This window comes from Streptomyces microflavus, from assembly GCF_014650075.1.
Lineage (GTDB): Bacteria > Actinomycetota > Actinomycetes > Streptomycetales > Streptomycetaceae > Streptomyces > Streptomyces microflavus.
The window spans coordinates 521,507-542,558 of the sequence record NZ_BMUG01000004.1 but is presented as its reverse complement, the minus strand read 5'-3'; the positions used below and the strand labels follow the sequence as shown (position 1 = coordinate 542,558).

Here is a 21,052-nt window from a genome sequence, read left to right as displayed (position 1 = left end):
GAGGGCGGCAGGCCAACCCGTGGTAGTTTCGTATCTCCGAAGCAGGCGTTGTATGCTGCTTCGGTTGCCCGATGAGAGTCGGGCCATTCCTCCGGTACCGCCACTTCATTCAATGATTCCGGCGCGCCGGAATTCACTGTAAGTGCATCTGAAGTCTTTGGAGTGACCCGTGGCTGCCAACTGCGACGTTTGCGGCAAGGGGCCGAGCTTCGGCAACAGCATTTCGCACTCGCACCGCCGTACGTCCCGTCGCTGGAACCCCAACATCCAGCGCGTGCGTGCCGTGGTCGGTCGGACGCCGAAGCGGCTCAACGTCTGCACCTCGTGCATCAAGGCCGGCAAGGTCGCGCGCTGACGTCTCCGTCGTAGCGCAGCCTTCCGGTTGCCCAAAAAGCCGGTCCACCTCGGTGGACCGGCTTTTTGCTGTGCTCAGACGCTGAGCCGCCAGCCGTGGTCGACCGGGCCGATGCCCCCGCCCAGCGCGAATCCGGCCCGGATCGCGCCGGTGACGTACGCCTTCGCGCTCTCCACCGCCGTGGGCACGTCCTGGCCGAGCGCGAGCCCGGAGGCGATGGCGGAGGCGAGGGTGCAGCCGGTGCCGTGCGTGTGCCGGTTGTCGTAGCGGGGGGCGCGCAGCCAGTGCTCCGCGCTCCCGTCGGTGAGCAGGTCGACCGCGTCGCCGGGGAGGTGCCCGCCCTTGATGAGCGCCCAGCGCGGTCCGAACGCGAGGATCTCCTCGGCGGCCCGGCGCATTCCGTCCTCATCGGTGACCGTGACGCCCGTGAGCTGGGTCACCTCGTCCAGGTTCGGGGTGGCCACGGTGGCGACGGGCAGCAGCTTCGTCCGTACGGAATCGAGCGCCTCGGCGGCGAGCAGCGCGTCCCCGTGCTTGGAGACCCCGACCGGGTCCACGACGACGGGGGCGTCGGTCCCGGCGAGAAGCTCGGCGACGGCCTCCACGAGGGCGGCCGAGGCGAGCATCCCGGTCTTCACCGCCTGGACGCCGATGTCGTCCACGACACTGCGGTACTGGGCGCGTACGGCGTCCACCGGAAGCTCCCACGCGCCCTGGACGCCGAGGGAGTTCTGTGCGGTGACGGCGGTGATCACGCTCATGCCGTGCACACCGTGGGCGAGCATGGTCTTCAGGTCGGCCTGGATCCCCGCACCGCCGCCGGAGTCGGATCCGGCGACGGTGAGGACGCGGGGCGGTACAGCGGTACGTATGGGCATACGCAGCAATCTAGCGGCAGCCCAGCACGGTCCTGGTACGGCCCCGCAAGCCCCTAGTAGGTGTCCTCGATCGCGCCGAAGTGGTCCCAGCCGCCCTTGCTGGTCCAGGGCGCGCCGTCGACGGTGACCTGGGGCAGGGCGGAGGGGTTGAGGACCTCGCCGATCACCTTCCAGCGGGCGGGGAGTTTCACGTCGGGCGGGAAGGTCGCCACGATCGCGTGGTCCTCTCCCCCGGTCAGCACCCACTGGAGCGGGTCGACGCCGACGGCCTGGCCGATGTCGGACATCTGCGAGGGGATGTCGATGAGGCCGGAGCGCAGGTCGATGCGGACCTTGCTGGCCTCGGCGATGTGACCGAGGTCCGCGACGAGGCCGTCGCTGACGTCGGTCATCGCGGTGGCGCCGAGCCCGGCGGCGGCGGGGCCCGCGTGGTACGGCGGTTCGGGACGGCGGTGGGCCTCGACGAAGGCGCGGGGCGAGCGGAAGCCGCGGGAGAGCACGGCGTATCCGGCGGCGGACCAGCCGAGCCAGCCGGTGACGGCGACGACGTCGCCGGGCCGGGCGCCGGAGCGGGTGACCGGTTCATGGTTGCGCAGGTCGCCGAGGGCGGTGATCGCGACGGTGATGGTGTCGCCGCCGACCACGTCACCGCCGACGACGGCCGCCCCCGCCACCTGGCATTCGTCGCGGAGTCCGTCCATCAGCTCGGCGGCCCAGGTGACCGGGAGGTCGGCGGGGACGACGAGACCGAGGAGCAGCGCGGTGGGCACGGCGCCCATGGCCGCGATGTCGGCGAGGTTCTGGGCCGCCGCCTTGCGGCCGACGTCGTACGCCGTCGACCAGTCGCGGCGGAAGTGCCGCCCTTCCAGCAGGATGTCCGTACTGGCCACGACCCTGCGGTCGGGAGCGGCCACGACCGCGGCGTCGTCGCCGGGCCCCAGCCGTACCGCCGGAGTGGTGGTGAGCCGGGACGTGAGCTCTCTGATGAGCCCGAACTCCCCCAACTCGCCCACGGTTCCCTTCACCGAGTCTCACCTCTCATTTATCGCCCCGGACACCCGTCCGGGCCCCCGGTCGCGAGCCGTCACTGCTGTCGGTACCGTCAGGAGAGCTGCCGGCACCGTCAAGGGATACGTCAACTTCCGCACTCCGCACGCCACGCTGTGGACGTCATACGGCCCGTAGGTCTCCCCGTCGCCCTCGGCAACGCGATAACGTGGCGTCCCTTTCCCCCACATGATCCTCGTGGCCGCCCTGGAGGTTCCGTGGTACAGGCGTACATCCTTATTCAGACCGAGGTGGGCAAGGCGTCGATCGTCGCCGAGACCATTTCCAAGATTCCGGGAGTCATCCAGGCAGAGGACGTCACCGGTCCGTACGACGTGATCGTGCGGGCCCAGGCCGACACGGTCGATGCACTCGGCCGCATGGTGGTCGCCAAAGTGCAGCAGGTGGACGGCATCACGCGAACCCTGACCTGCCCGGTCGTCCACCTCTGACCCCCGTCCGGTGCCGCGCGTGGGACGCGCGGCCTGTGACCGCGGTTCTCCCGCCCCCGCAGAGTGCTCTCCGCGCGCTGACGGGGCGATCGTACTGCGCTGCGGCGCTCCCCCGTCCACCAAGACAGCTGCCCCACGCCCGGAAGGCCGGGACGGTCCCCACCGTCCCGGCCTTCCGGGTCTCTCAGCGCAGTCCGGTGGAGCGGGTCATCGCGGCCTGGATCAGCCGGTCGACCAGTTCCGGGTAGCTCACACCGCTCTCCTGCCACATGCGCGGGTACATGGAGATCGGGGTGAACCCCGGCAGGGTGTTGATCTCGTTGATGACGAAGGTGCCGTCCTCGGTGAGGAAGAAGTCGGCGCGCACCAGGCCCTCGCAGGAGGTGGCGTCGAAGGCGGCGACGGCGAGCCGCTGCACCTCGGCGGTCTGCTCCTCGGTGAGCGGGGCGGGCACCAGGCCGGCGGCCGAGTCGATGTACTTCGCCTCGAAGTCGTAGAACTCGTGCGCGGTGACCGGCGGGATCTCGGCGGGCACGCTGGCGCGCGGTCCGTCCTCGAACTCCAGCACCCCGCACTCGATCTCGCGGCCGCGCAGCAGCGACTCGACGAGGAACTTGGGGTCGTGGCGGCGGGCCTCCTCGATCGCCGCGTCGAGGCCGGAGAGCTCGTCGACCTTGGTGATGCCCATCGAGGAGCCGCCGCGGGCGGGCTTGATGAACAGCGGCCAGCCGTGCTCACCGGCGAAGTCCACGATCCGCTTGCGTACGCCGGAGGGGTCGCGGTCCCACTCGCGCGGGCGGACGACCTCGTACGGTCCGACGGGCAGCCCGAAGGAGATGAAGACGCGCTTCATGTACTCCTTGTCCTGGCCGACGGCGGAGGCGAGGACGCCCGCGCCGACGTAGGGCACACCGGAGAGTTCGAGGAGCCCCTGGAGGGTGCCGTCCTCCCCGTACGGGCCGTGCAGCACGGGGAAGACGACGTCGACCTCGCCCAGCGCCTTGGGCACCGAGCCGGGTTCGCTGTAGACGACCTCGCGGCTGCCCGGGTCCACGGAGAGGACGACGCTGCCCTCGGTGGACTCGGCGAGCCCGTCCACGTCCGGGACCTTGCGGTCGGTGATGGCCATGCGTTCGGGGTCGTCCGCGGTGAGCGCCCAGCGGCCGTCCGTCGTGATGCCGATCGGCAGGACGTCGTACTTCGTCCGGTCGATGGCCTTCATGACGGCGCCGGCCGTGACGACCGAGATGCCGTGTTCGGAGCTGCGGCCGCCGAACACGACAGCCACACGCGGCTTACGGCGCTGCTGCTCAGGGCTCTCGGGGCGCTCAGGGCTCTGGGGGAGGTTCTCGCTGCTCATATCGCGATGAGCGTACCTGCTGGTAAGGGAGGAGTCAGCGTCGCTCGGCCTTGGCGCTCCGCGACATCAGCTCCTTGACGGCGACGACCGGCGACTTGCCCTCGTGGACGATCGAGACGACGGTCTCGGTGATGGGCATGTCGACGCCGTGCCGTCGTGCCAGGTCGAGGACCGATTCGCAGGACTTGACGCCCTCTGCGGTCTGCTTGGTGACGGCGATCGTCTCCTGGAGCGTCATGCCCCGGCCGAGGTTGGTGCCGAAGGTGTGGTTGCGCGAGAGCGGCGAGGAGCAGGTGGCCACCAGGTCGCCCAGGCCCGCGAGTCCGGAGAACGTCAGCGGGTCGGCGCCCATGGCCACGCCCAGCCGGGTGGTCTCGGCGAGGCCGCGGGTGATGAGGGAGCCCTTGGTGTTGTCGCCGAGGCCCATGCCGTCCGCGATGCCGACGGCGAGGCCGATGACGTTCTTCACGGCGCCGCCGAGCTCGCAGCCGACCACGTCGGTGTTGGTGTAGGGCCGGAAGTACGGGGTGTGGCAGGCGGCCTGGAGCCGCTGGGCGACGGATTCGTCGGCGCAGGCGACGACGGCGGCGGCGGGGCGGCGCTCGGCGATCTCCTTGGCCAGGTTGGGGCCCGAGACGACGGCGATGCGGTCGGGGGTCACCTTGGTGACGTCGGCGATGACCTCGCTCATCAGCTTGGCGGTGCCCAGCTCGACACCCTTCATCAGGGAGACCAGGACGGTGTCGGACTCCAGGTGCGGGGCCCAGTCGGCGAGGTTGGCGCGCAGTGTCTGCGACGGCACGACGAGGAAGGCGAACTCGGCTCCGCGCAGCGCCTCGGCGGGGTCCGTGGTGGCGCGGATGGTGTCGGGGAGGGCGATCCCCGGCAGGTAGTCCGGGTTGGTGCGGGTGGTGTTGATGGTCTCGGCGACCTCGGCGCGGCGTCCCCAGAGGGTGACCTCGCAGCCCGCGTCGGCGAGGATCACGGCGAACGCCGTACCCCATGAGCCGGTTCCGAAGACGGCTGCTTTTACGGGGTGCGTCACGTGGATCCCTTTCCCTGCGCCCTGCGCCGTTGTTCAGCACGGGCTTTGCGGTGATCGTAGAGCTCGGTGGGGGCCTTCTCCCCTCGTACGTCCTCCAGCTGGCGGGTGATCGCGGCCATGATGACCTCGGTCGCCTGGCGCAGCACGTCGGGCGTCGGCTCGACATCGTAGAAACGGCTGAGGTCGACGGGCGGACCGGCCTGGACCCGCAGCGTCTTGCGGGGGAACAACTGAAGCTTGTTCTCCTTGGCGTACGGCGGCATCGCGAGGTTGGCGCCCCACTGGGCGACGGGGATGACCGGTGCCTTGGTCATCAGGGCGACCCGGGCGGCGCCGGTCTTGCCGGCCATCGGCCACATGTCGGGGTCGCGGGTGAGGGTGCCCTCGGGGTAGAAGGCGACGCACTCGCCGCGCTCGATGGCGTCGACGGCGGCCCGGAAGGCGTCCAGGGCGTTGGTCGTCTCGCGATAGACGGGGATCTGGCCGGTGCCGCGCAGCATCATGCCGACGAAGGGGGTGCGGAAGAGGCCCGCCTTCGCCAGGAGCCGGGGCACGCGTCCGGTGTTGTACTGGAAGTGGCCGTAGGAGAGCGGGTCCAGATAGGAGTTGTGATTGACGGCTGTGATGAATCCGCCGTCGGCCGGAATGTGTTCCATCCCCCGCCAGTCGCGCTTGAACAGAACCACCAATGGCGGCTTGGCGATAACCGCCGCCAGGCGGTACCAGAAGCCGATTCTGCGGCGGGACACTCGGACACCTTCCTCTATGGACCTCTTCGGAACGTCGACCTGCTGCCGGCTACTGACGGTCAAGTCTCGCCCCAGGCCCCTCCTCTGTCGAGAACACCGTACGCCTCACCTTCGGGCCCGGCCCTCCAGGTTGTCGTACCGGCAGGCGAGAATAAGTCCTCATGCGTACGGAGGGGGAGATCGCCACGAACACCGATCCGGCGGGGCTCTGGTCCCTGGTCGTTCCGTTGAAGCCTCTCGCGCGGGCCAAGAGCCGCTTGGGGCGGGCCGCCGGCGAGCTCGCCCGGCCGCGGCTGGCCCTGGCCTTCGCCCAGGACACGGTGGCGGCGGCGCTCTCCTGCGCCCGGGTGCGGGATGTGGTGGTCGTCACGGACGACGCGGCGGCCGGGGCGGCCCTTTCGGCGCTCGGTGCGCGGGTCGTGCCGGACGTGCCGGCGGCCGGGCTCAACGCCGCCCTGGCGTACGGCGCCCGCTCGGTGCGGGCGCTCTCCCCCGCCGTCCCGGTGGCCGCGCTCAACGCGGATCTGCCGGCCCTGCGCGCCGGAGAATTGGCTCGGGTGCTCGATTTTGCTTCCGCTTTTCCCCGCGCATTTCTCCGGGACGCGGCGGGAATCGGAACGATATTTCTGTCCTGCGGCGGGGGAACGGAATTGCGCCCGGCTTTCGGCGGCCGGTCCGCCGCCCGGCACCTGGCTTCGGGTGCGGTGGAAATAACGCTGCCCGGGGTCGACTCGGTGCGCCGGGACGTGGATACGGGCGAGGATCTGAAGGTGGCCCTGGCCCTGGGAGTGGGGCCGCACACGGAGCGGCTCGCTCTCGCGCTGCCTCTCACCCGGGACCGATAGGCTGCCGCCCATGCAGGCGACCTCGTACACCTACGACCCCGAGACCCGCACCGGCAGCGTGCTGCTGGACGACGGCACGCCGGTGGAGTTCGACGCCCCGGCCTTCGACGCGGGCGGTCTGCTGCTGTTGCGTCCGGGGCAGCGGGTGCGGATCGAGGGCGAGGGCGCTGGTGCGGCCCTGCGGATCACGCTGGTGACGCTGCAGACGTTCTAGACCGTACGGGGGGAAGTACCCCCGGACAGCCCGCGGGCCGGGCTCCCCCTGAAGGGGAGCCCGGCCCGGCGCGTTTCCTCGAAGCGAGCGGTTACCCGGTCTCACTTCTTGCGTGCGGTGGCCTTCTTGGCCGTGGTGGTGCGCGCCGTGGTCTTCTTCGCGGGCGCCTTCTTCGCCGTGGCCTTCTTGGCGGGCGCGGTCTTCTTGGCGGTCGCGGTGGCCTTCTTCGCCGGGGTCGCCTTCTTCGCGGCCGGCGTGGCCTTCTTCGCCGTGGCGGTCGCCTTCTTGGCGGTGGCCTTCTTGGCGGTGGCGGTGGTCTTCTTCGCCGGTGCCACGGCCTTCTTGGCGGTGGTCTTCTTCGCCGTGGCCTTCTTGGCCACGGACTTCTTGGCGGCGGCGGCCTTGACCGTCGTACGGGCGGCGGAAGATCCGCCCGTCAGGCTGCCCTTGGGAGCCTTCTTCACGGCGACATCGTTCTTGGGGAGCTTCTTGGAGCCGCTCACCAGGTCCTTGAACCCCTGACCCGCGCGGAAGCGGGGCACCGAGGTCTTCTTGACCCGGACGCGCTCACCCGTCTGCGGGTTGCGGGCGTACCGGGCGGGGCGGTCGACCTTCTCGAACGAGCCGAAGCCGGTGACCGAGACACGGTCCCCGGCGACAACGGCACGGACGATCGCGTCGAGTACCGCGTCGACCGCGTCTGCGGCCTGCTGGCGGCCGCCGACCTTGTCGGCAATCGCTTCTACGAGCTGCGCCTTGTTCACGTCTTCCCCTTCGGAGACATTGCCAGAACGAAAGTGTTCAGGCTTTTTCGCACGTTAGGCAGATATATACCGCAAATCAAACACGAAACGGGCTAATCACCCTAGTGCCGCAACGAAGTCGACCGATGCGCAGTTCCACGTGTCAGTCACCTTCGGGGAATCGGCCCTCATCGAGGTCCTTCATCAACCGGTCCAGACGCCTTGCCGCGTCCGGGAGATCGTGCTTCGCCGCGGCCGTGACGACCAGCAGCTTCCGGGAGAGCGCCATCCGTACGCTCTCCGGGACTTGCAGTGCACGCACCTTGGCGTGCGCTTCCTTCAATCGGTCGGCGACTTGGCCATAGAGCTTGAGTTGGCTGTCGCGTTCCATGCACCGATTGTGCCATCTGGGGCGAGTTGTCGCCCGAGGGGGGCTCAACAAGCGACTGCGCCCCCTGCCCGGAGGCAGGGGGCGCAGTCATGGAAAACCGCTGCTCAGGCGTCAATTGTACGCGGCTTGTGGGCCGGCCTGGCCGCCTCGTAAGCCGCGATGTCCGCTTCGTTCTGAAGGGTGAGGCTGATGTCGTCGAGGCCGTTGAGCAGCCTCCAGCGGGCGTTCTCGTCCAGCTCGAAGTCGGCCGTGATGCCCTCGGCGCGGACCTGCCGCGTGTGCAGGTCGACGGTGATCTCGGCGTTCGGGTCGGCCTCGCTCAGCTCCCACAGGGCGTCGACGACCTTCTGCTCCAGGACCACGGTCAGCAGCCCGTTCTTCAGCGAGTTGCCGCGGAAGATGTCGGCGAAGCGGGAGGAGATGACCGTCTTGAAGCCGAAGTTCTGCAGGGCCCAGACGGCGTGTTCGCGGGAGGATCCCGTACCGAAGTCGGAACCGGCCACCAGGACCGTGGCGCCCTGGCGCTCGGGGCGGTTGAGGACGAAGTCGGCGTCCTTGCGCCAGGCTTCGAAGAGGCCGTCCTCGAACCCGTCGCGGGTGACCTTCTTCAGCCAGTGGGCGGGGATGATCTGGTCGGTGTCGACGTTGCTGCGGCGCAGCGGGACGGCCCGGCCGGTGTGTGTGGTGAAGGCTTCCATGGCTATCGGACTCCGGCAGGGGTACGGGTGTCGGACAGGTCGGCGGGCGAGGCCAGATGGCCCAGCACGGCGGTGGCGGCGGCAACCTGGGGCGAGACCAGGTGGGTGCGGCCACCCTTGCCCTGCCGGCCCTCGAAGTTGCGGTTCGAGGTGGAGGCGGAGCGCTCGCCGGGGGCCAGCTGGTCGGGGTTCATGCCGAGGCACATCGAGCAACCCGCGTGCCGCCATTCGGCGCCGGCCTCGGTGAAGACCTTGTCCAGGCCCTCGGAGACGGCCTGGAGCGCGACCCGGACCGAGCCGGGGACGACCAGCATCCGTACGCCGTTCGCGACTTTGCGGCCGTCCAGGATGGCGGCGGCGTTGCGCAGGTCCTCGATGCGGCCGTTGGTGCACGAACCTACGAAGACGGTGTCCACGTTGATCTCGCGCAGCGGCTGGCCCGCGGTCAACCCCATGTACTCCAGGGCCTTTTCCGCGGCGTTGCGCTCCGAGGCGTCCTCGTACGAAGCGGGGTCGGGGACGTGCGCGGAGAGCGGCGCGCCCTGGCCCGGGTTGGTGCCCCAGGTGACGAACGGCGCCAGTTCGGTGGCGTCGATGACGACCTCGGCGTCGAACACCGCGTCGTCGTCCGAGCGCAGGGTCTTCCAGTACGCGACGGCGGCGTCCCACTCCTCGCCCCTGGGGGCGCGGTCGCGGCCCTCCAGGTAGGCGAAGGTGGTCTCGTCCGGGGCGATCATGCCCGCGCGGGCACCGGCCTCGATCGACATGTTGCAGATGGTCATCCGGGCCTCCATCGAGAGCTTCTCGATGGCGGAGCCGCGGTATTCGAGGATGTAGCCCTGGCCGCCGCCGGTGCCGATCCGGGTGATGATGGCGAGGATCAGGTCCTTGGCGGTGACGTCCTCGGGCAGTTCGCCGTCGACCGTGATGGCCATGGTCTTCGGGCGGGCCAGCGGCAGCGTCTGGGTGGCCAGGACGTGCTCCACCTGGCTGGTGCCGATGCCGAACGCCAGTGCGCCGAAGGCCCCGTGCGTGGAGGTGTGGGAGTCGCCGCAGACCACGGTGGTGCCGGGCTGGGTCAGGCCCAGCTGCGGGCCGACGACGTGCACGACGCCCTGCTCGACGTCGCCGAGGGGGTGCAGCCGGACGCCGAAGTCCGCGCAGTTCTTGCGCAGGGTCTCCAGCTGGGCGCGGGAGACCGGGTCGGCGATCGGCTTGTCGATGTCGAGCGTCGGGGTGTTGTGGTCCTCGGTGGCGATGGTGAGGTCGAGGCGTCGCACCGGACGTCCGGCCTGGCGCAGACCGTCGAAGGCCTGCGGGCTGGTCACCTCGTGCAGCAGGTGCAGATCGATGAAGAGAAGGTCGGGCTCGCCCTCCGCGCGCCGGACGACATGGTCGTCCCAGACCTTTTCCGCGAGTGTCCTACCCATCGCTTTCCGATCCGGCCGGCGTCTTCGCCGGCCCAACTAGAGATTCGGTGCGCCGCCGTCCGGATCCCCTGCGGGGCGGTGGCTGCGGGCCGTTGTGGGGCCGCCCGTACAGGTTCGCAACTTCCGCTGAAAATTGAACTTGCGTTTCACAGAGTGAGACGGGAGTATCGTCGTATGGACAACTCTAGCGGCGTCGGCGTTCTCGACAAGGCAGCTCTGGTATTGAGCGCCCTGGAGTCCGGTCCGGCCACCCTCGCCGGGCTGGTCGCGGCGACCGGGCTCGCACGGCCCACGGCCCATCGACTGGCTGTGGCACTGGAACACCACCGGATGGTGGCGAGGGATATGCAGGGCCGGTTCATTCTCGGCCCCCGGCTGTCGGAACTGGCAGCCGCGGCGGGCGAGGACCGCCTGCTGGCCACGGCCGGACCGGTACTCACCCACCTGCGGGACATCACCGGCGAGAGCGCGCAGCTCTACCGCCGGCAGGGCGACATGCGCATCTGCGTGGCGGCTGCGGAGCGGCTGTCCGGACTCCGGGACACGGTGCCGGTCGGCTCGACGCTCACCATGAAGGCGGGCTCCTCCGCCCAGATCCTCATGGCCTGGGAGGAGCCGGAGCGTCTGCACCGGGGCCTCCAGGGAGCCAGGTTCACGGCGACGGCGCTCTCCGGCGTACGGCGGCGGGGCTGGGCCCAGTCGATCGGCGAGCGGGAGCCGGGCGTCGCCTCGGTCTCGGCCCCGGTGCGCGGCCCCTCGAACCGGGTGGTCGCCGCGGTCTCGGTCTCCGGACCGATCGAGCGGCTGACCCGCCACCCGGGCCGGATGCACGCCCAGGCGGTCATCGACTCGGCGGCACGGCTGAGCGAGGCCCTGCGCCGCACGGGCTGACCTCACGCCCGAACGACTTCTCCCCCTCTCCCGGAAGGCCGCCCCAGCGCCGTGGCGGCCCCTTTTCTTTCCCCTGCCAACAGCGTTGCGACGTAGGCGACTTGCCCCTGGGCGCCCTGAGCCGGGCAAGCCAAAAGGCCCTCCACCGAGGTGAAGGGCCTTCCTGTACTGATCTGTTGTACCCCCGACCGGATTCGAACCGGCGCTACTGCCGTGAGAGGGCAGCGTGCTAGGCCGCTACACAACGGGGGCGTGGATACTGCTGACTTGCGCTGGGCTACCAGGACTCGAACCTAGAATGACGGTACCAGAAACCGTAGTGTTGCCAATTACACCATAGCCCATAGTGTGACAAGTACCCCCGACCGGATTCGAACCGGCGCTACTGCCGTGAGAGGGCAGCGTGCTAGGCCGCTACACAACGGGGGCCCTAGCGATCCTGCATCGAGAGCGATGGGTGCGACCCATGATGTTCTCGCGGGAAGGATCTGTACCCCCGACCGGATTCGAACCGGCGCTACTGCCGTGAGAGGGCAGCGTGCTAGGCCGCTACACAACGGGGGCTTGTCCTGCTGGTCTTGCTCGTACTGCTTGGTCTTGCGCTGGGCTACCAGGACTCGAACCTAGAATGACGGTACCAGAAACCGTAGTGTTGCCAATTACACCATAGCCCACTGAAATGCAACCCCTGGAGGGGGCTTCACTTCTGTCTGCGCTTCCCGACCGGATCTTTCGGCCCGCTCGGGCGGCGCAGAAAGAACATTACCCGAAGGTGTCCGGCGCTCCAAAACGGGTTTGGCCCGCCAGCAGCCCGGGGAGCTGGTCGAGCCCGGTGATCGTCACGAGATCCGGCCTCCCACCCCTCCCCTGCCGGTCCAGCCAGATCCCGGTCAGTCCGGCGGCCACGGCTCCGGAGGCGTCGATGTCCGGCTCGTCCCCGACGTACGCCACCTCCTGCGGCTCCAGTGCGAGCGCCTCGCAGGCCGCGTGGAAGGCGCCGGCCTCCGGTTTGGAGATCCCCAGCTCGACCGCGCAGACCATCGCCTCGAACCGGTCGCGGATGCCGAGCGCGGTGAGCTTGCGGTGCTGGTGGCCGGTGCTGGAGTTGGAGAGGATCGCGTGCCGGTAGTCGGGAACCAGCCGGTCGAGGACGGGCAGCACGTCCGGGAAGAGCGCCCAGGCGGACTCGTAGTGCGTGACGTGGCCGGCGAACCAGTCGTCGGCCTCGGTGTCCGTCATGGCCCGCGAGAGGAACTCCCGGACCCGGTCCCGGCGCTGCCCGAGGAAGTCCGTCTCCCCGGCGGCGACGCGCGCCCAGTGCCGGACGGTGATCGTCTTCCAGGCGTCGAGGGCCTCGTCGGCCGACGCGTACGCCCCGGGCAGTCCCACGCTCTCCAGGTGCAGCCGCATACCGGTGTGGTCGGCGCCCGCGTAGTCGAAGATCGTGTCGTCGATGTCCCAGAGCACGGCTCGGATCGGCATGTACGTCACGGTAGCGGCCCGGAGGCGGTGGCGTGGGCGTATATGCCGAGGAGGGCCGCAGCCCGTCGGCTGCGGCCCTCCTCGGGGTGCTCGTCGTTACGCGGTCAGCTTGGCCAGGGCCGCGTCGACGCGGGCCAGGCTCTTGTCGCGGCCCAGGATCTCCAGGGACTCGAAGAGCGGCAGGCCGATGGTGCGGCCGGTCACGGCGACCCGCACCGGGGCCTGCGCCTTGCCGAGCTTGAGGCCGTGGGCCTCACCGGCGGTGAGCACGGCGTTCTTCAGGGCCTCGGCGTTCCAGTCGGCGGCGGCGAGGTTGGCCCGGGCGGTGGTCAGGAGCGCGTGGGAGCCCTCCTTCATGGCCTTGGTCCAGGACGCCTCGTCGTGCACCGGCTCGTCGAGGAAGAGGAAGTCGACGTTGGCGGTGATGTCGGAGAGCACCGTCACCCGGGTCTGGGCGTACGGGGCGATCTCCGCCCACTTGTCCTCGTCGAAGGCCTCCGGGGCCCAGGGGGCGAACGGGGCCTTCAGCCAGGGGCCGCAGGCCTCGGTGAAGGCCTTCACGTCGAGCATCCGGATGTGCTCGGCGTTGATGTGCTCGCACTTCTTGAGGTCGAAGCGGGCCGGGTTGGCGTTGACGTCCTTGATGTCGAACGCCGCGATCAGCTCGTCCGTCGAGAAGATGTCGCGGTCCTCGGCGATCGACCAGCCGAGCAGCGACAGGTAGTTCAGCAGGCCCTCGGGGAGGAAGCCGCGCTCCCGGTAGAGGTTGAGGGAAGCCTGAGGGTCGCGCTTGGAGAGCTTCTTGTTGCCCTCGCCCATGACGTACGGCAGGTGGCCGAAGGCGGGGGTCTCCTTGGCGATGCCCAGCTCGATGAGCGCCCGGTAGAGGGCGATCTGGCGCGGGGTGGAGGAGAGCAGGTCCTCGCCGCGCAGGACGTGGGTGATCTCCATCAGCGCGTCGTCGACCGGGTTGACCAGCGTGTAGAGCGGGGCCCCGTTGGCGCGGACGATGCCGTAGTCCGGGACGTTCTCCGGCTGGACGGTGATGTCGCCGCGGACCAGGTCGGTGAAGGTGATGGCCTCGTCGGGCATCCGGAAGCGGACGATCGAGCTGCGGCCCTCGGCCTCGTACGCGGCCTTCTGCTCGGCGGTGAGGTCGCGGCAGTGGCCGTCGTAGCCGGACGGCTTGCCTGCGGCGCGGGCGGCGTCGCGGCGGGTGTCCAGCTCCTCGGTGGTGCAGTAGCAGGGGTAGGCGTACCCGGCGGCGAGCAGCTTCTCGGCGACGTCCTTGTAGAGGTCCATCCGCTGCGACTGGCGGTAGGGGGCGTGCGGGCCGCCGATCTCGGGGCCCTCGTCCCAGTCCAGGCCCAGCCAGCGCATCGAGTCGAGCAGCTGCTGGTAGGACTCCTCGGAGTCGCGTGCCGCGTCGGTGTCCTCGATCCGGAAGACCAGGGTGCCCTGGTGGTGCCGGGCGAAGGCCCAGTTGAACAGGGCCGTGCGGACCAGGCCCACGTGGGGGTTGCCGGTCGGGGAGGGACAGAAACGGACGCGTACGGGTGCGTTAGCCACGCTTGATCACCTTGTTGGTGAGAGTGCCGATGCCTTCGATGGTGACGGCGACCTCGTCGCCGACGTGCAGGGGGCCGACCCCTGCGGGGGTGCCGGTGAGGATCACGTCGCCCGGGAGCAGCGTCATGGCCTCCGTGATGTGGACGATCAGGTCCTCGATGGAGCGGACCATGTCGCTCGTGCGCCCGAGCTGTCGCTGCTCGCCGTTGACCGTCGCCTGGATGGTGAGGTCGTGGGGGTCCAGGTCGGTCTCCACCCAGGGGCCCAGCGGGCAGGAGGTGTCGAAGCCCTTGGCACGGGCCCACTGCTTCTCGCGTTCCTGCACGTCGCGGGCGGTGACGTCGTTGGCGCAGGTGTAGCCGAGGATGACGTCCTTGACGCGCTCGCGCGGGACCTCGCGGCACATGCGGCCGATGACCACGGCCAGCTCGGCCTCGTGGTGCAGGTCGTTGGAGAAGGAGGGGTACTCGATCGCGTCGCCGGAGCCGATCACCGAGGTGGTGGGCTTGAAGAAGGTGATGGGCGCGTCGGGGACCTCGTGGCCGAGCTCGGCGGCGTGCTCCGCGTAGTTGCGGCCGATGGCCACGACCTTGTTGGGGAGCACGGGGGGCAGCAGCCGGACCTTGTTCAGCGGGACCTTGGTGCCCGAGAGCTCGAAGTCGGCGTACGGGATGCCCTTGATGATGTCGAGGACGAGGTCACCGGATTCCACGGTGCCCTGTCCCTCGACGGCGCCGAAGGCGACATTGCCGTCGATGGAGAACCTGGCGATGCGCACGGGATGCTGTCGCCCCTCACTTGCTGGCTGGCTGAAGACTGACGCTCCAGGCTAACGCGGTGAGGGGGCACAGCCTGTCCCGTTACGGGGCCGCTTACTGGGCGGCCGCGACCGGGGCTTCCATGAGGATGGTGCGGCGCGGGTTGGCCGTCACGGTCGGCAGGTCGGCGGCGTGCTCCGGCAGGAGGGGCGTCTGCAGCGCTTCGGCGTCCTTGAGGTGCGCCAGCGTGGTGCGCCGGGGGTTGGCAATGTTGCGGAACATCGTCGTCGTCTTCATCTGCCGTCAGGACCCTGTCGGTATGGGCGCCACCTCGGCGGCGCCGGCTTGTCGGATTCGCCATCCCTGTAAAGCGTCAGGCTAAACATCCGATTCCCCGCCGGCGCCCGGATGAGGCGACGATCATCATGTGAGTTTGCTCACGAAGTAAGGGACAAATAAACCATTGCGGACAGGTGGTCGAGGTGAAGGAAACGGACATTACCTCCCTGAATCCATCATTCCGCTCCTGATCATCGCGACTGGGACACCCCCCACCCCTAAGCGACTCATCCCTGATAGTCCGTTTTACCCACGATCACTCTGCACTGTTCGTTACTCATTCATCACAACGTGTCACCCAGGTCACAGCCCGGTACATGGCCCTTGTTGGAGATCCTGCACTGTGCTGGAATTCCACGCACCGCCGCGGGTTTCAGACTGGCGCACCGGGGCGCAACGCAGCGCCGAGGGGCGGCGGGAGGGGAAAGTACGCCGGTCACTCAACGACCACCATGGGGCGCGTCCAGCGCCCCACGACGCCGACACCGTTCTGTCCGTTCGCGGACGGAACGCCTGGTCCAGAGGTTGCGACGCTAGTGCAGGGACGTTTCAAGAGGGATGGCAGCGCTCCGGCGGAACAGGAGCCGCGCGGCGGGACCGACCGCGGTTCCTCGCCCCAGCACGCCCAGAACCCCGGGCCGGCCGCTGCCGGCGACAACGGCGACCGCGCGCAGCGCCCGGCCTCCACGACGAGCAGCGGAGCCGAGCCGGGCACACCTCCCGCTTCCCGCGGCCCGGTCGATACGGGCTCGCGAATAGCGCTCCGTAACTGGCGCATCAGTACGCGACTGGTCTCACTCCTCGCCCTCCCCGTGGTCGCAGCGACCAGCCTGGGCGGTCTGAGGATCAACGAGTCCATGACCGACATGCAGCAGCTGGAGCACATGCAGCTGCTGACCCAGATGACCAAGCAGGCGACCTCGCTCGCCCAGGCGCTCCAGGTGGAGCGCGACCAGTCCGCCGGTCCGCTCTCCAACGGGTCCAAGGCGACCGACTACAAGGTCTCCCAGCCCCGGGAGAAGACCGACCGGGCCAAGGACTCGTTCCTGGACGCGACCAACGAGATCGGCGACTTCGAGAACGACGACGCGCTGGAGAGCATCCACGCGAGCGTCGCCCAGATCGCCTCCCAGCTCGGCGACATCCGGTCGATCCGCAAGTCGGCGTACGAGGACGGCGCGCCGTCCCTCAACACCATCGACCAGTACAGCCAGCTGATCACCTCGCTGCTCAGCCTGTCCCAGGACATGGCCCAGGCGACCAGCAACCCGGACATGATCAAGCGGACCCGTGCGCTGGCGGCGTTCTCCTCCGCCAAGGAGTACGCCTCGATCCAGCGCGCGGTCATCGCGGCGGCGCTGCCCGGTGGTTCGGTCAAGGAACCGCACCTCAACGAGAACGACAAGCAGTTCGGCTCCAACGCCCTCGACAAGGAAACCCGCGCGATCAGCTCGTTCAAGTCGATCTACGGGTCGACCGGCGAGAGCGCGGTGGACCTGATGGCTCCGCTGGACAACGGCAACAACCCCGAGATCAACGCGGCGAACATGTACGCCAAGCACATCCTCGACACCCCGAACGGGATCGACGGGGCGAAGGTGCGCTCGTACATGGACTGGTACGACCAGTCCTCCACCAAGATCGACGCGATGAAGACGATCGAGACCACCCTCCTCAGCGACATGGAGGCCAAGGCGCGCGAGCTGCGCGAGGCCTCCCAGCGCGAGGCGATCATCAACGGTGCGGTCATCCTCCTCGTCCTCGGTGTCTCGCTGGTCGGCGCCTTCGTGGTGGCCCGCTCCATGATCCGCTCGCTGCGCCGCCTCCAGGACACCGCGACCCGCGTCGCCCAGGACCGGCTGCCCGAGCTCGTCAAGCAGCTCTCCGAGACCGACCCGCAGGACGTCGACACCTCCGTCGAGTCGGTCGGTGTGCACTCCCGGGACGAGATCGGCCAGGTGGCCGCGGCCTTCGACGACGTGCACCGCGAGGCCGTCCGCCTCGCCGCCGAGCAGGCCCTTCTGCGAGGCAACGTCAACGCGATGTTCACCAACCTCTCGCGGCGTTCGCAGGGCCTCATCCAGCGTCAGCTCTCGCTCATCTCCGAGCTGGAGTCGCGCGAGGCCGACCCGGACCAGCTCTCCTCGCTCTTCAAGCTCGACCACCTCGCGACCCGTATGCGCCGTAACGGTGAGAACCTCCTCGTCCTCGCGGGCGAGGAGCCGGGCCGCCGGTGGACCCGCCCCGTCCCGCTGGTCGACGTGCTCCGTGCCGCCGCCTCCGAGGTGGAGCAGTACGAGCGCATCGAACTCTCCGCGGTGCCCGCCACCGAGGTCGCGGGCCGGGTCGTCAACGACCTCGTGCACCTCCTCGCCGAGCTGCTGGAGAACGCGACATCGTTCTCCTCGCCGCAGACGAAGGTCCGGGTAACCGGTCACGCGCTGCCCGACGGCCGGGTACTGGTCGAGATCCACGACACGGGTATCGGCCTCTCCCCCGAGGACCTCGCGGCGATCAACGAGCGGCTCGCGCAGCCGCCCACCGTGGACGTCTCGGTCTCCCGCCGCATGGGTCTGTTCGTGGTCGGCCGGCTGTCGCTGCGTCACGGCATCCGGATCCAGCTGCGCCCCTCCGACTCCGGCGGCACGACCGCGCTGGTCATGCTGCCCGTCGATGTCGCCCACGGCGGCAAGCAGCCCCCGTCCAAGCAGGGCGCCGGCCAGCAGCCCGGCGGCGCCCCCGGCGGCCTCCTCGCCGGCGGCAACGGCAACGGCGCGGGCAACGGCCAGCGTCCGGGGCTCGGCGGCGGTCCGGGCGGACCGGGTGCCAAGAGCCTCGGCTCGGCCCCCGGCGGCCAGCGCGGCCAGGTCGGTGCGGGCTCCGGTCCGCGTGCCGCCCTCCCCGCGCGGGACAACGGCCCCGGCCGCCCGCAGAACAACGGCCCGCAGGGCCCCGGCAACCCGAACCAGGGCGGCCAGCCCTTCCCGGGCCAGGAGCCCCAGCGCCAGGGCGGCGGCGGCCTCTCCGGCGCCTTCGGCAACGGCGCCCGGCTCGGCGCACGCGGTCAGGGCGATGCTCCCGGCCGTACGGAGCCGGGTCAGCCGAACCTGTTCGGCCACGGCGCTCCGGCCTCCCCCGGCCAGAACGGCCGCTCGAACGCGTTCGCCCCGCAGAACCAGCAGGGCCAGCAGAACCAGCAGGGCCGCCCCGGCCAGCCGCAGTACCAGCAGGGGCCCGGCGCGCCGCAGGCCCGGCACGAGCAGAACGGCCCCGGCACCCAGGGCGGCTTCCAGCAGCCCGGCGGCCCCGGCCGCCAGCTGCCGCCGACCGGTGGTCCGCGGGCCGAGCTGCCCGGCGGCAACGCCCAGCAGCGCCCGCAGGCCGCGGGCTGGGGCGCCGACGGCCCCCGGGGCCACGAGGAGCACGAGACGACCGGGCAGTTCGCCCGGCCGACGGGCAACGGCCAGGACCCGGCGTTCAACACCCCGCTGAACCAGCGGCCGGCGGACGGCCACCAGGACCCGGCCGCGACCTCGCAGTTCGCCCGGCCCGACTTCGACGCGCCGCAGGGCCAGGGGTACGGCCAGCAGGCCCAGGACCCGGCGAGCACCGCCCAGTTCGCGCGGCCCGACTTCAACGCGCCGCTCCAGCAGAACCAGGGCCCGGGGCTGCCCGCACCGCGTCAGCGCGGCCGGGACGGCAACGACTTCGGCGCCCCGCGTCCGCCGGCGGGCGAGCCCCCGTACCGTCCCGCGCTCCCCCAGCAGCCGGAGGCCCTGCCGCCGGCCGGTCCCGGGGACGGTCGTACGCCGCTGTACGACACCCTGGAGACCAACTGGTTCCACGGCCCCGGCCAGGGCGGCCAGCAGGCCCCCGAGCCGCAGGCGCCGGCCGCTCCGGAGCCCACCGGTGTGCCCGTTCCGCCCATGCCCCAGCGTGGTGCGGCCGAGCCCCCGGTCACCAGCTCCTGGCGTGCCTCGCCCAACGACGAACTCGTACGACAGGCCGAGCGGGTCAAGAAGCCGGCTGCCGGCGGGGTCACCACTTCCGGGCTGCCCCGCCGTGTTCCCCGCGCCAATTTGGTTCCGGGGACCGCCCAGCAGCAGAATCACCAGTCCGGACCTCAGGTCTCGCGTGCGCCCGATGACGTGCGCGGTCGTCTCACCAATCTCCGCCGGGGCATCCAGCAGGGACGGCAGGCCAACAACGGCCCGTCGACCGGCAGTATCCATCTCGGCCCCACTCACCAGCAGGAGCGTTAGTTGAGCCCCATGAGTCAGGCCGCGCAGAATCTGAACTGGCTGATCACCAACTTCGTGGACAACACCCCAGGGGTGTCCCACACGGTGGTGGTCTCCGCGGATGGCCTGCTGCTGGCGATGTCCGAAGGTTTCCCGCGCGACCGCGCCGATCAGCTGGCGGCCGTGGCCTCCGGTCTGACGTCGCTGACAGCGGGTGCCTCGCGGATCTTCGAGGGCGGCGCCGTCAGCCAGACCGTTGTGGAGATGGAGCGCGGGTTCCTCTTCCTGATGTCCATCTCCGACGGATCCTCACTCGCCGTTCTCGCCCACCCGGACGCCGACATCGGTCTGGTCGGGTACGAGATGGCCCTCCTGGTCGACCGTGCGGGCACCGTCCTCACGCCCGACCTCCGCGCCGAGCTCCAGGGCAGTCTGCTCCATTAGGCGGCCGTCCTGCGGATTCACGACACGATCCCCCCAGGTAATGCCCACAACCCTCACCCGCCAGGCCGCCTTAGTCCCCTCACCGGCCCCTTGCAGACGGCAAGCCGAGAACCTGCTGTCACGCCCGGAGGATTCATGACCCCGCCACCCGCCTCACCCGATCCGTACGGCGCACTGCACCACGCGTCGTACGACGAGGGAGGCGACCAGCCGCTGGTTCGTCCTTATGCCATGACCGGCGGCCGGACCCGGCCGCGTTACCAGCTCGCGATAGAGGCACTGGTCAGCACCACCGCGGACCCGGCGCATCTGGGGACGCTGCTCCCCGAGCATCAGCGGATCTGCCACCTGTGCCGTGAGGTCAAGTCGGTGGCCGAGGTCTCCGCGCTGCTGTCGATGCCGCTCGGTGTCGCCCGCATCCTTGTGGCGGACCTGGCGGAAGCCGGCATGGTGGCCATCCACCAGCCGGGCAATGGAGAGGCCGGCGGCGCGCCGGATGTGACACTGCTCGAAAGGGTGCTCAGTGGACTTCGCAAGCTCTAGCGGCGGTACGGCCCGCGCCACTACCTCCGCGAAGATCGTGGTGGCGGGCGGCTTCGGCGTGGGCAAGACCACGTTCGTCGGTGCCGTTTCGGAGATCAACCCGCTGCGCACCGAGGCCGTCATGACGTCCGCCTCGGCGGGCATCGACGACCTGACCCACACCGGCGACAAGACGACGACCACCGTCGCCATGGACTTCGGACGCATCACGCTCGACCAGGACCTGATCCTGTACCTCTTCGGTACGCCCGGTCAGGACCGCTTCTGGTTCATGTGGGACGACCTGGTCCGCGGCGCCATCGGCGCCGTCGTCCTCGTCGACACCCGCCGCCTCGCCGACTGCTTCCCCGCCGTCGACTACTTCGAGAACAGCGGCCTCCCCTTCGTCATCGCCCTCAACGGCTTCGACGGACACCAGCCCTACACCCCCGACGAGGTACGCGAGGCCCTGCAGATCGGGCCGGACGCACCCATCATCACCACGGATGCCCGGCATCGTGCGGATGCCAAGAGCGGCCTGATCACCCTGGTCGAGCACGCCCTGATGGCACGCCTGAAGTAGCCCGGACAAGTAGGCG

General features: G+C 69.9%; 22 protein-coding genes and 5 tRNA genes. 9 read left to right on the top strand and 18 right to left on the bottom strand.

Annotation, left to right across the window (positions count from 1 at the left end; translation table 11 throughout):
• The first annotated feature begins 169 nt into the window (after positions 1-169).
• Positions 170-355: a 50S ribosomal protein L28 gene (rpmB, locus tag IE264_RS14655; RefSeq protein ID WP_003965989.1), complete on the top strand. Its 186-nt coding sequence runs from the start codon at positions 170-172 to the stop codon at positions 353-355.
• Between the two features lie 74 nt (positions 356-429).
• Here the strand turns inward: rpmB and thiD are convergent, their stop codons facing one another.
• Together thiD and IE264_RS14645 are read right to left on the bottom strand one after the other, a co-directional pair.
• The gene (thiD, locus tag IE264_RS14650) at positions 430-1,233 is read right to left on the bottom strand and encodes a bifunctional hydroxymethylpyrimidine kinase/phosphomethylpyrimidine kinase (protein ID WP_032757449.1); all 804 of its coding nucleotides are present in this window, start codon (positions 1,231-1,233) and stop codon (positions 430-432) included.
• Between the two features lie 53 nt (positions 1,234-1,286).
• Positions 1,287-2,258, bottom strand: coding sequence for a thiamine-phosphate kinase (locus tag IE264_RS14645; protein WP_015611653.1), 972 nt, complete (start codon positions 2,256-2,258; stop codon positions 1,287-1,289).
• Between the two features lie 240 nt (positions 2,259-2,498).
• Here IE264_RS14645 and IE264_RS14640 point away from each other — a divergent pair, with 240 nt between their 5' ends.
• On the top strand, positions 2,499-2,732 hold the full coding sequence (locus tag IE264_RS14640; RefSeq protein WP_015611652.1) for an Lrp/AsnC family transcriptional regulator: 234 nt from the start codon (positions 2,499-2,501) through the stop codon (positions 2,730-2,732).
• Between the two features lie 184 nt (positions 2,733-2,916).
• Here the strand turns inward: IE264_RS14640 and IE264_RS14635 are convergent, their stop codons facing one another.
• From IE264_RS14635 to IE264_RS14625, 3 genes are read right to left on the bottom strand one after another with little or no spacing between them, the layout of a single operon-like run.
• On the bottom strand, positions 2,917-4,092 hold the full coding sequence (locus IE264_RS14635; RefSeq protein WP_015611651.1) for a D-alanine--D-alanine ligase family protein: 1,176 nt from the start codon (positions 4,090-4,092) through the stop codon (positions 2,917-2,919).
• Between the two features lie 34 nt (positions 4,093-4,126).
• Positions 4,127-5,137, bottom strand: coding sequence for an NAD(P)H-dependent glycerol-3-phosphate dehydrogenase (locus IE264_RS14630; protein WP_032757450.1), 1,011 nt, complete (start codon positions 5,135-5,137; stop codon positions 4,127-4,129).
• Positions 5,134-5,886: a lysophospholipid acyltransferase family protein gene (locus tag IE264_RS14625; protein WP_015611649.1), complete on the bottom strand. Its 753-nt coding sequence runs from the start codon at positions 5,884-5,886 to the stop codon at positions 5,134-5,136. The genes IE264_RS14630 and IE264_RS14625 overlap by 4 nt, the downstream gene beginning before the upstream one ends.
• A 161-nt stretch (positions 5,887-6,047) precedes the next feature.
• Between IE264_RS14625 and cofC the strand changes: the two genes are divergently transcribed.
• Together cofC and IE264_RS14615 are read left to right on the top strand one after the other, a co-directional pair.
• A complete protein-coding gene (gene cofC / locus IE264_RS14620; RefSeq protein WP_032757451.1) occupies positions 6,048-6,731 on the top strand; it encodes a 2-phospho-L-lactate guanylyltransferase in 684 nt (227 codons plus the stop codon).
• A gap of 10 nt (positions 6,732-6,741) precedes the next feature.
• Positions 6,742-6,945, top strand: coding sequence for a hypothetical protein (locus tag IE264_RS14615; RefSeq protein ID WP_015611647.1), 204 nt, complete (start codon positions 6,742-6,744; stop codon positions 6,943-6,945).
• Between the two features lie 101 nt (positions 6,946-7,046).
• Here IE264_RS14615 and IE264_RS14610 read toward each other — a convergent pair whose 3' ends face one another.
• From IE264_RS14610 to leuC, 4 genes are all read right to left on the bottom strand, one after another.
• A complete protein-coding gene (locus IE264_RS14610) occupies positions 7,047-7,709 on the bottom strand; it encodes an HU family DNA-binding protein (protein WP_015611646.1) in 663 nt (220 codons plus the stop codon).
• Between the two features lie 142 nt (positions 7,710-7,851).
• Positions 7,852-8,079 (bottom strand): SCO5555 family protein, encoded by a 228-nt coding sequence (locus tag IE264_RS14605; RefSeq protein WP_015611645.1) that lies wholly within the window; start codon positions 8,077-8,079, stop codon positions 7,852-7,854.
• 104 nt (positions 8,080-8,183) lie between these two features.
• Positions 8,184-8,777, bottom strand: coding sequence for a 3-isopropylmalate dehydratase small subunit (gene leuD, locus IE264_RS14600; protein ID WP_015611644.1), 594 nt, complete (start codon positions 8,775-8,777; stop codon positions 8,184-8,186).
• A gap of 2 nt (positions 8,778-8,779) precedes the next feature.
• On the bottom strand, positions 8,780-10,207 hold the full coding sequence (leuC, locus tag IE264_RS14595; RefSeq protein WP_015611643.1) for a 3-isopropylmalate dehydratase large subunit: 1,428 nt from the start codon (positions 10,205-10,207) through the stop codon (positions 8,780-8,782).
• 174 nt (positions 10,208-10,381) lie between these two features.
• Here leuC and ndgR point away from each other — a divergent pair, with 174 nt between their 5' ends.
• Positions 10,382-11,098 carry an IclR family transcriptional regulator NdgR gene (gene ndgR, locus IE264_RS14590; protein WP_003966003.1) on the top strand — a complete coding sequence of 239 codons (717 nt, stop codon included), beginning with the start codon at positions 10,382-10,384 and terminating at the stop codon, positions 11,096-11,098.
• 179 nt (positions 11,099-11,277) lie between these two features.
• On the opposite strand, the gene IE264_RS14585 is transcribed toward ndgR, so the two are convergent.
• The 9 genes from IE264_RS14585 to IE264_RS14545 all read right to left on the bottom strand — a co-directional run bounded on the left by IE264_RS14585 (position 11,278) and on the right by IE264_RS14545 (position 15,204).
• Positions 11,278-11,350, bottom strand: a tRNA-Glu gene (locus IE264_RS14585).
• Positions 11,351-11,370: 20 nt separating this feature from the next.
• Positions 11,371-11,442: transfer RNA gene (locus tag IE264_RS14580), tRNA-Gln, on the bottom strand.
• 12 nt (positions 11,443-11,454) lie between these two features.
• Positions 11,455-11,527 (bottom strand) — tRNA-Glu (locus IE264_RS14575).
• Between the two features lie 62 nt (positions 11,528-11,589).
• Positions 11,590-11,662 (bottom strand) — tRNA-Glu (locus IE264_RS14570).
• A gap of 38 nt (positions 11,663-11,700) precedes the next feature.
• Positions 11,701-11,772, bottom strand: a tRNA-Gln gene (locus IE264_RS14565).
• 88 nt (positions 11,773-11,860) lie between these two features.
• Positions 11,861-12,580, bottom strand: a complete 720-nt coding sequence (locus tag IE264_RS14560) for an HAD family hydrolase (RefSeq protein ID WP_032757452.1) — start codon at positions 12,578-12,580, stop codon at positions 11,861-11,863.
• Between the two features lie 96 nt (positions 12,581-12,676).
• Complete coding sequence (gene gltX / locus IE264_RS14555; RefSeq protein WP_015611641.1) at positions 12,677-14,149, bottom strand: glutamate--tRNA ligase; 1,473 nt, start codon at positions 14,147-14,149, stop codon at positions 12,677-12,679.
• Positions 14,142-14,927 carry a fumarylacetoacetate hydrolase family protein gene (locus IE264_RS14550; protein WP_015611640.1) on the bottom strand — a complete coding sequence of 262 codons (786 nt, stop codon included), beginning with the start codon at positions 14,925-14,927 and terminating at the stop codon, positions 14,142-14,144. The genes gltX and IE264_RS14550 overlap by 8 nt, the downstream gene beginning before the upstream one ends.
• 94 nt (positions 14,928-15,021) lie before the next feature.
• Positions 15,022-15,204: a hypothetical protein gene (locus tag IE264_RS14545; RefSeq protein WP_015611639.1), complete on the bottom strand. Its 183-nt coding sequence runs from the start codon at positions 15,202-15,204 to the stop codon at positions 15,022-15,024.
• A 578-nt stretch (positions 15,205-15,782) separates the two neighbouring features.
• On the opposite strand from IE264_RS14545, the gene IE264_RS14540 reads away from it, so the two are divergent.
• From IE264_RS14540 to IE264_RS14525, 4 genes are all read left to right on the top strand, one after another.
• A complete protein-coding gene (locus tag IE264_RS14540; RefSeq protein WP_032757454.1) occupies positions 15,783-19,508 on the top strand; it encodes a sensor histidine kinase in 3,726 nt (1,241 codons plus the stop codon).
• A gap of 9 nt (positions 19,509-19,517) precedes the next feature.
• Positions 19,518-19,931 carry a roadblock/LC7 domain-containing protein gene (locus tag IE264_RS14535; protein ID WP_006127850.1) on the top strand — a complete coding sequence of 138 codons (414 nt, stop codon included), beginning with the start codon at positions 19,518-19,520 and terminating at the stop codon, positions 19,929-19,931.
• Positions 19,932-20,066: 135 nt separating this feature from the next.
• Positions 20,067-20,474, top strand: a complete 408-nt coding sequence (locus IE264_RS14530; protein WP_015611637.1) for a DUF742 domain-containing protein — start codon at positions 20,067-20,069, stop codon at positions 20,472-20,474.
• Positions 20,455-21,036: a GTP-binding protein gene (locus IE264_RS14525; RefSeq protein WP_015611636.1), complete on the top strand. Its 582-nt coding sequence runs from the start codon at positions 20,455-20,457 to the stop codon at positions 21,034-21,036. Before IE264_RS14530 ends, IE264_RS14525 begins: the two co-directional genes overlap by 20 nt.
• Positions 21,037-21,052: the final 16 nt, after the last annotated feature.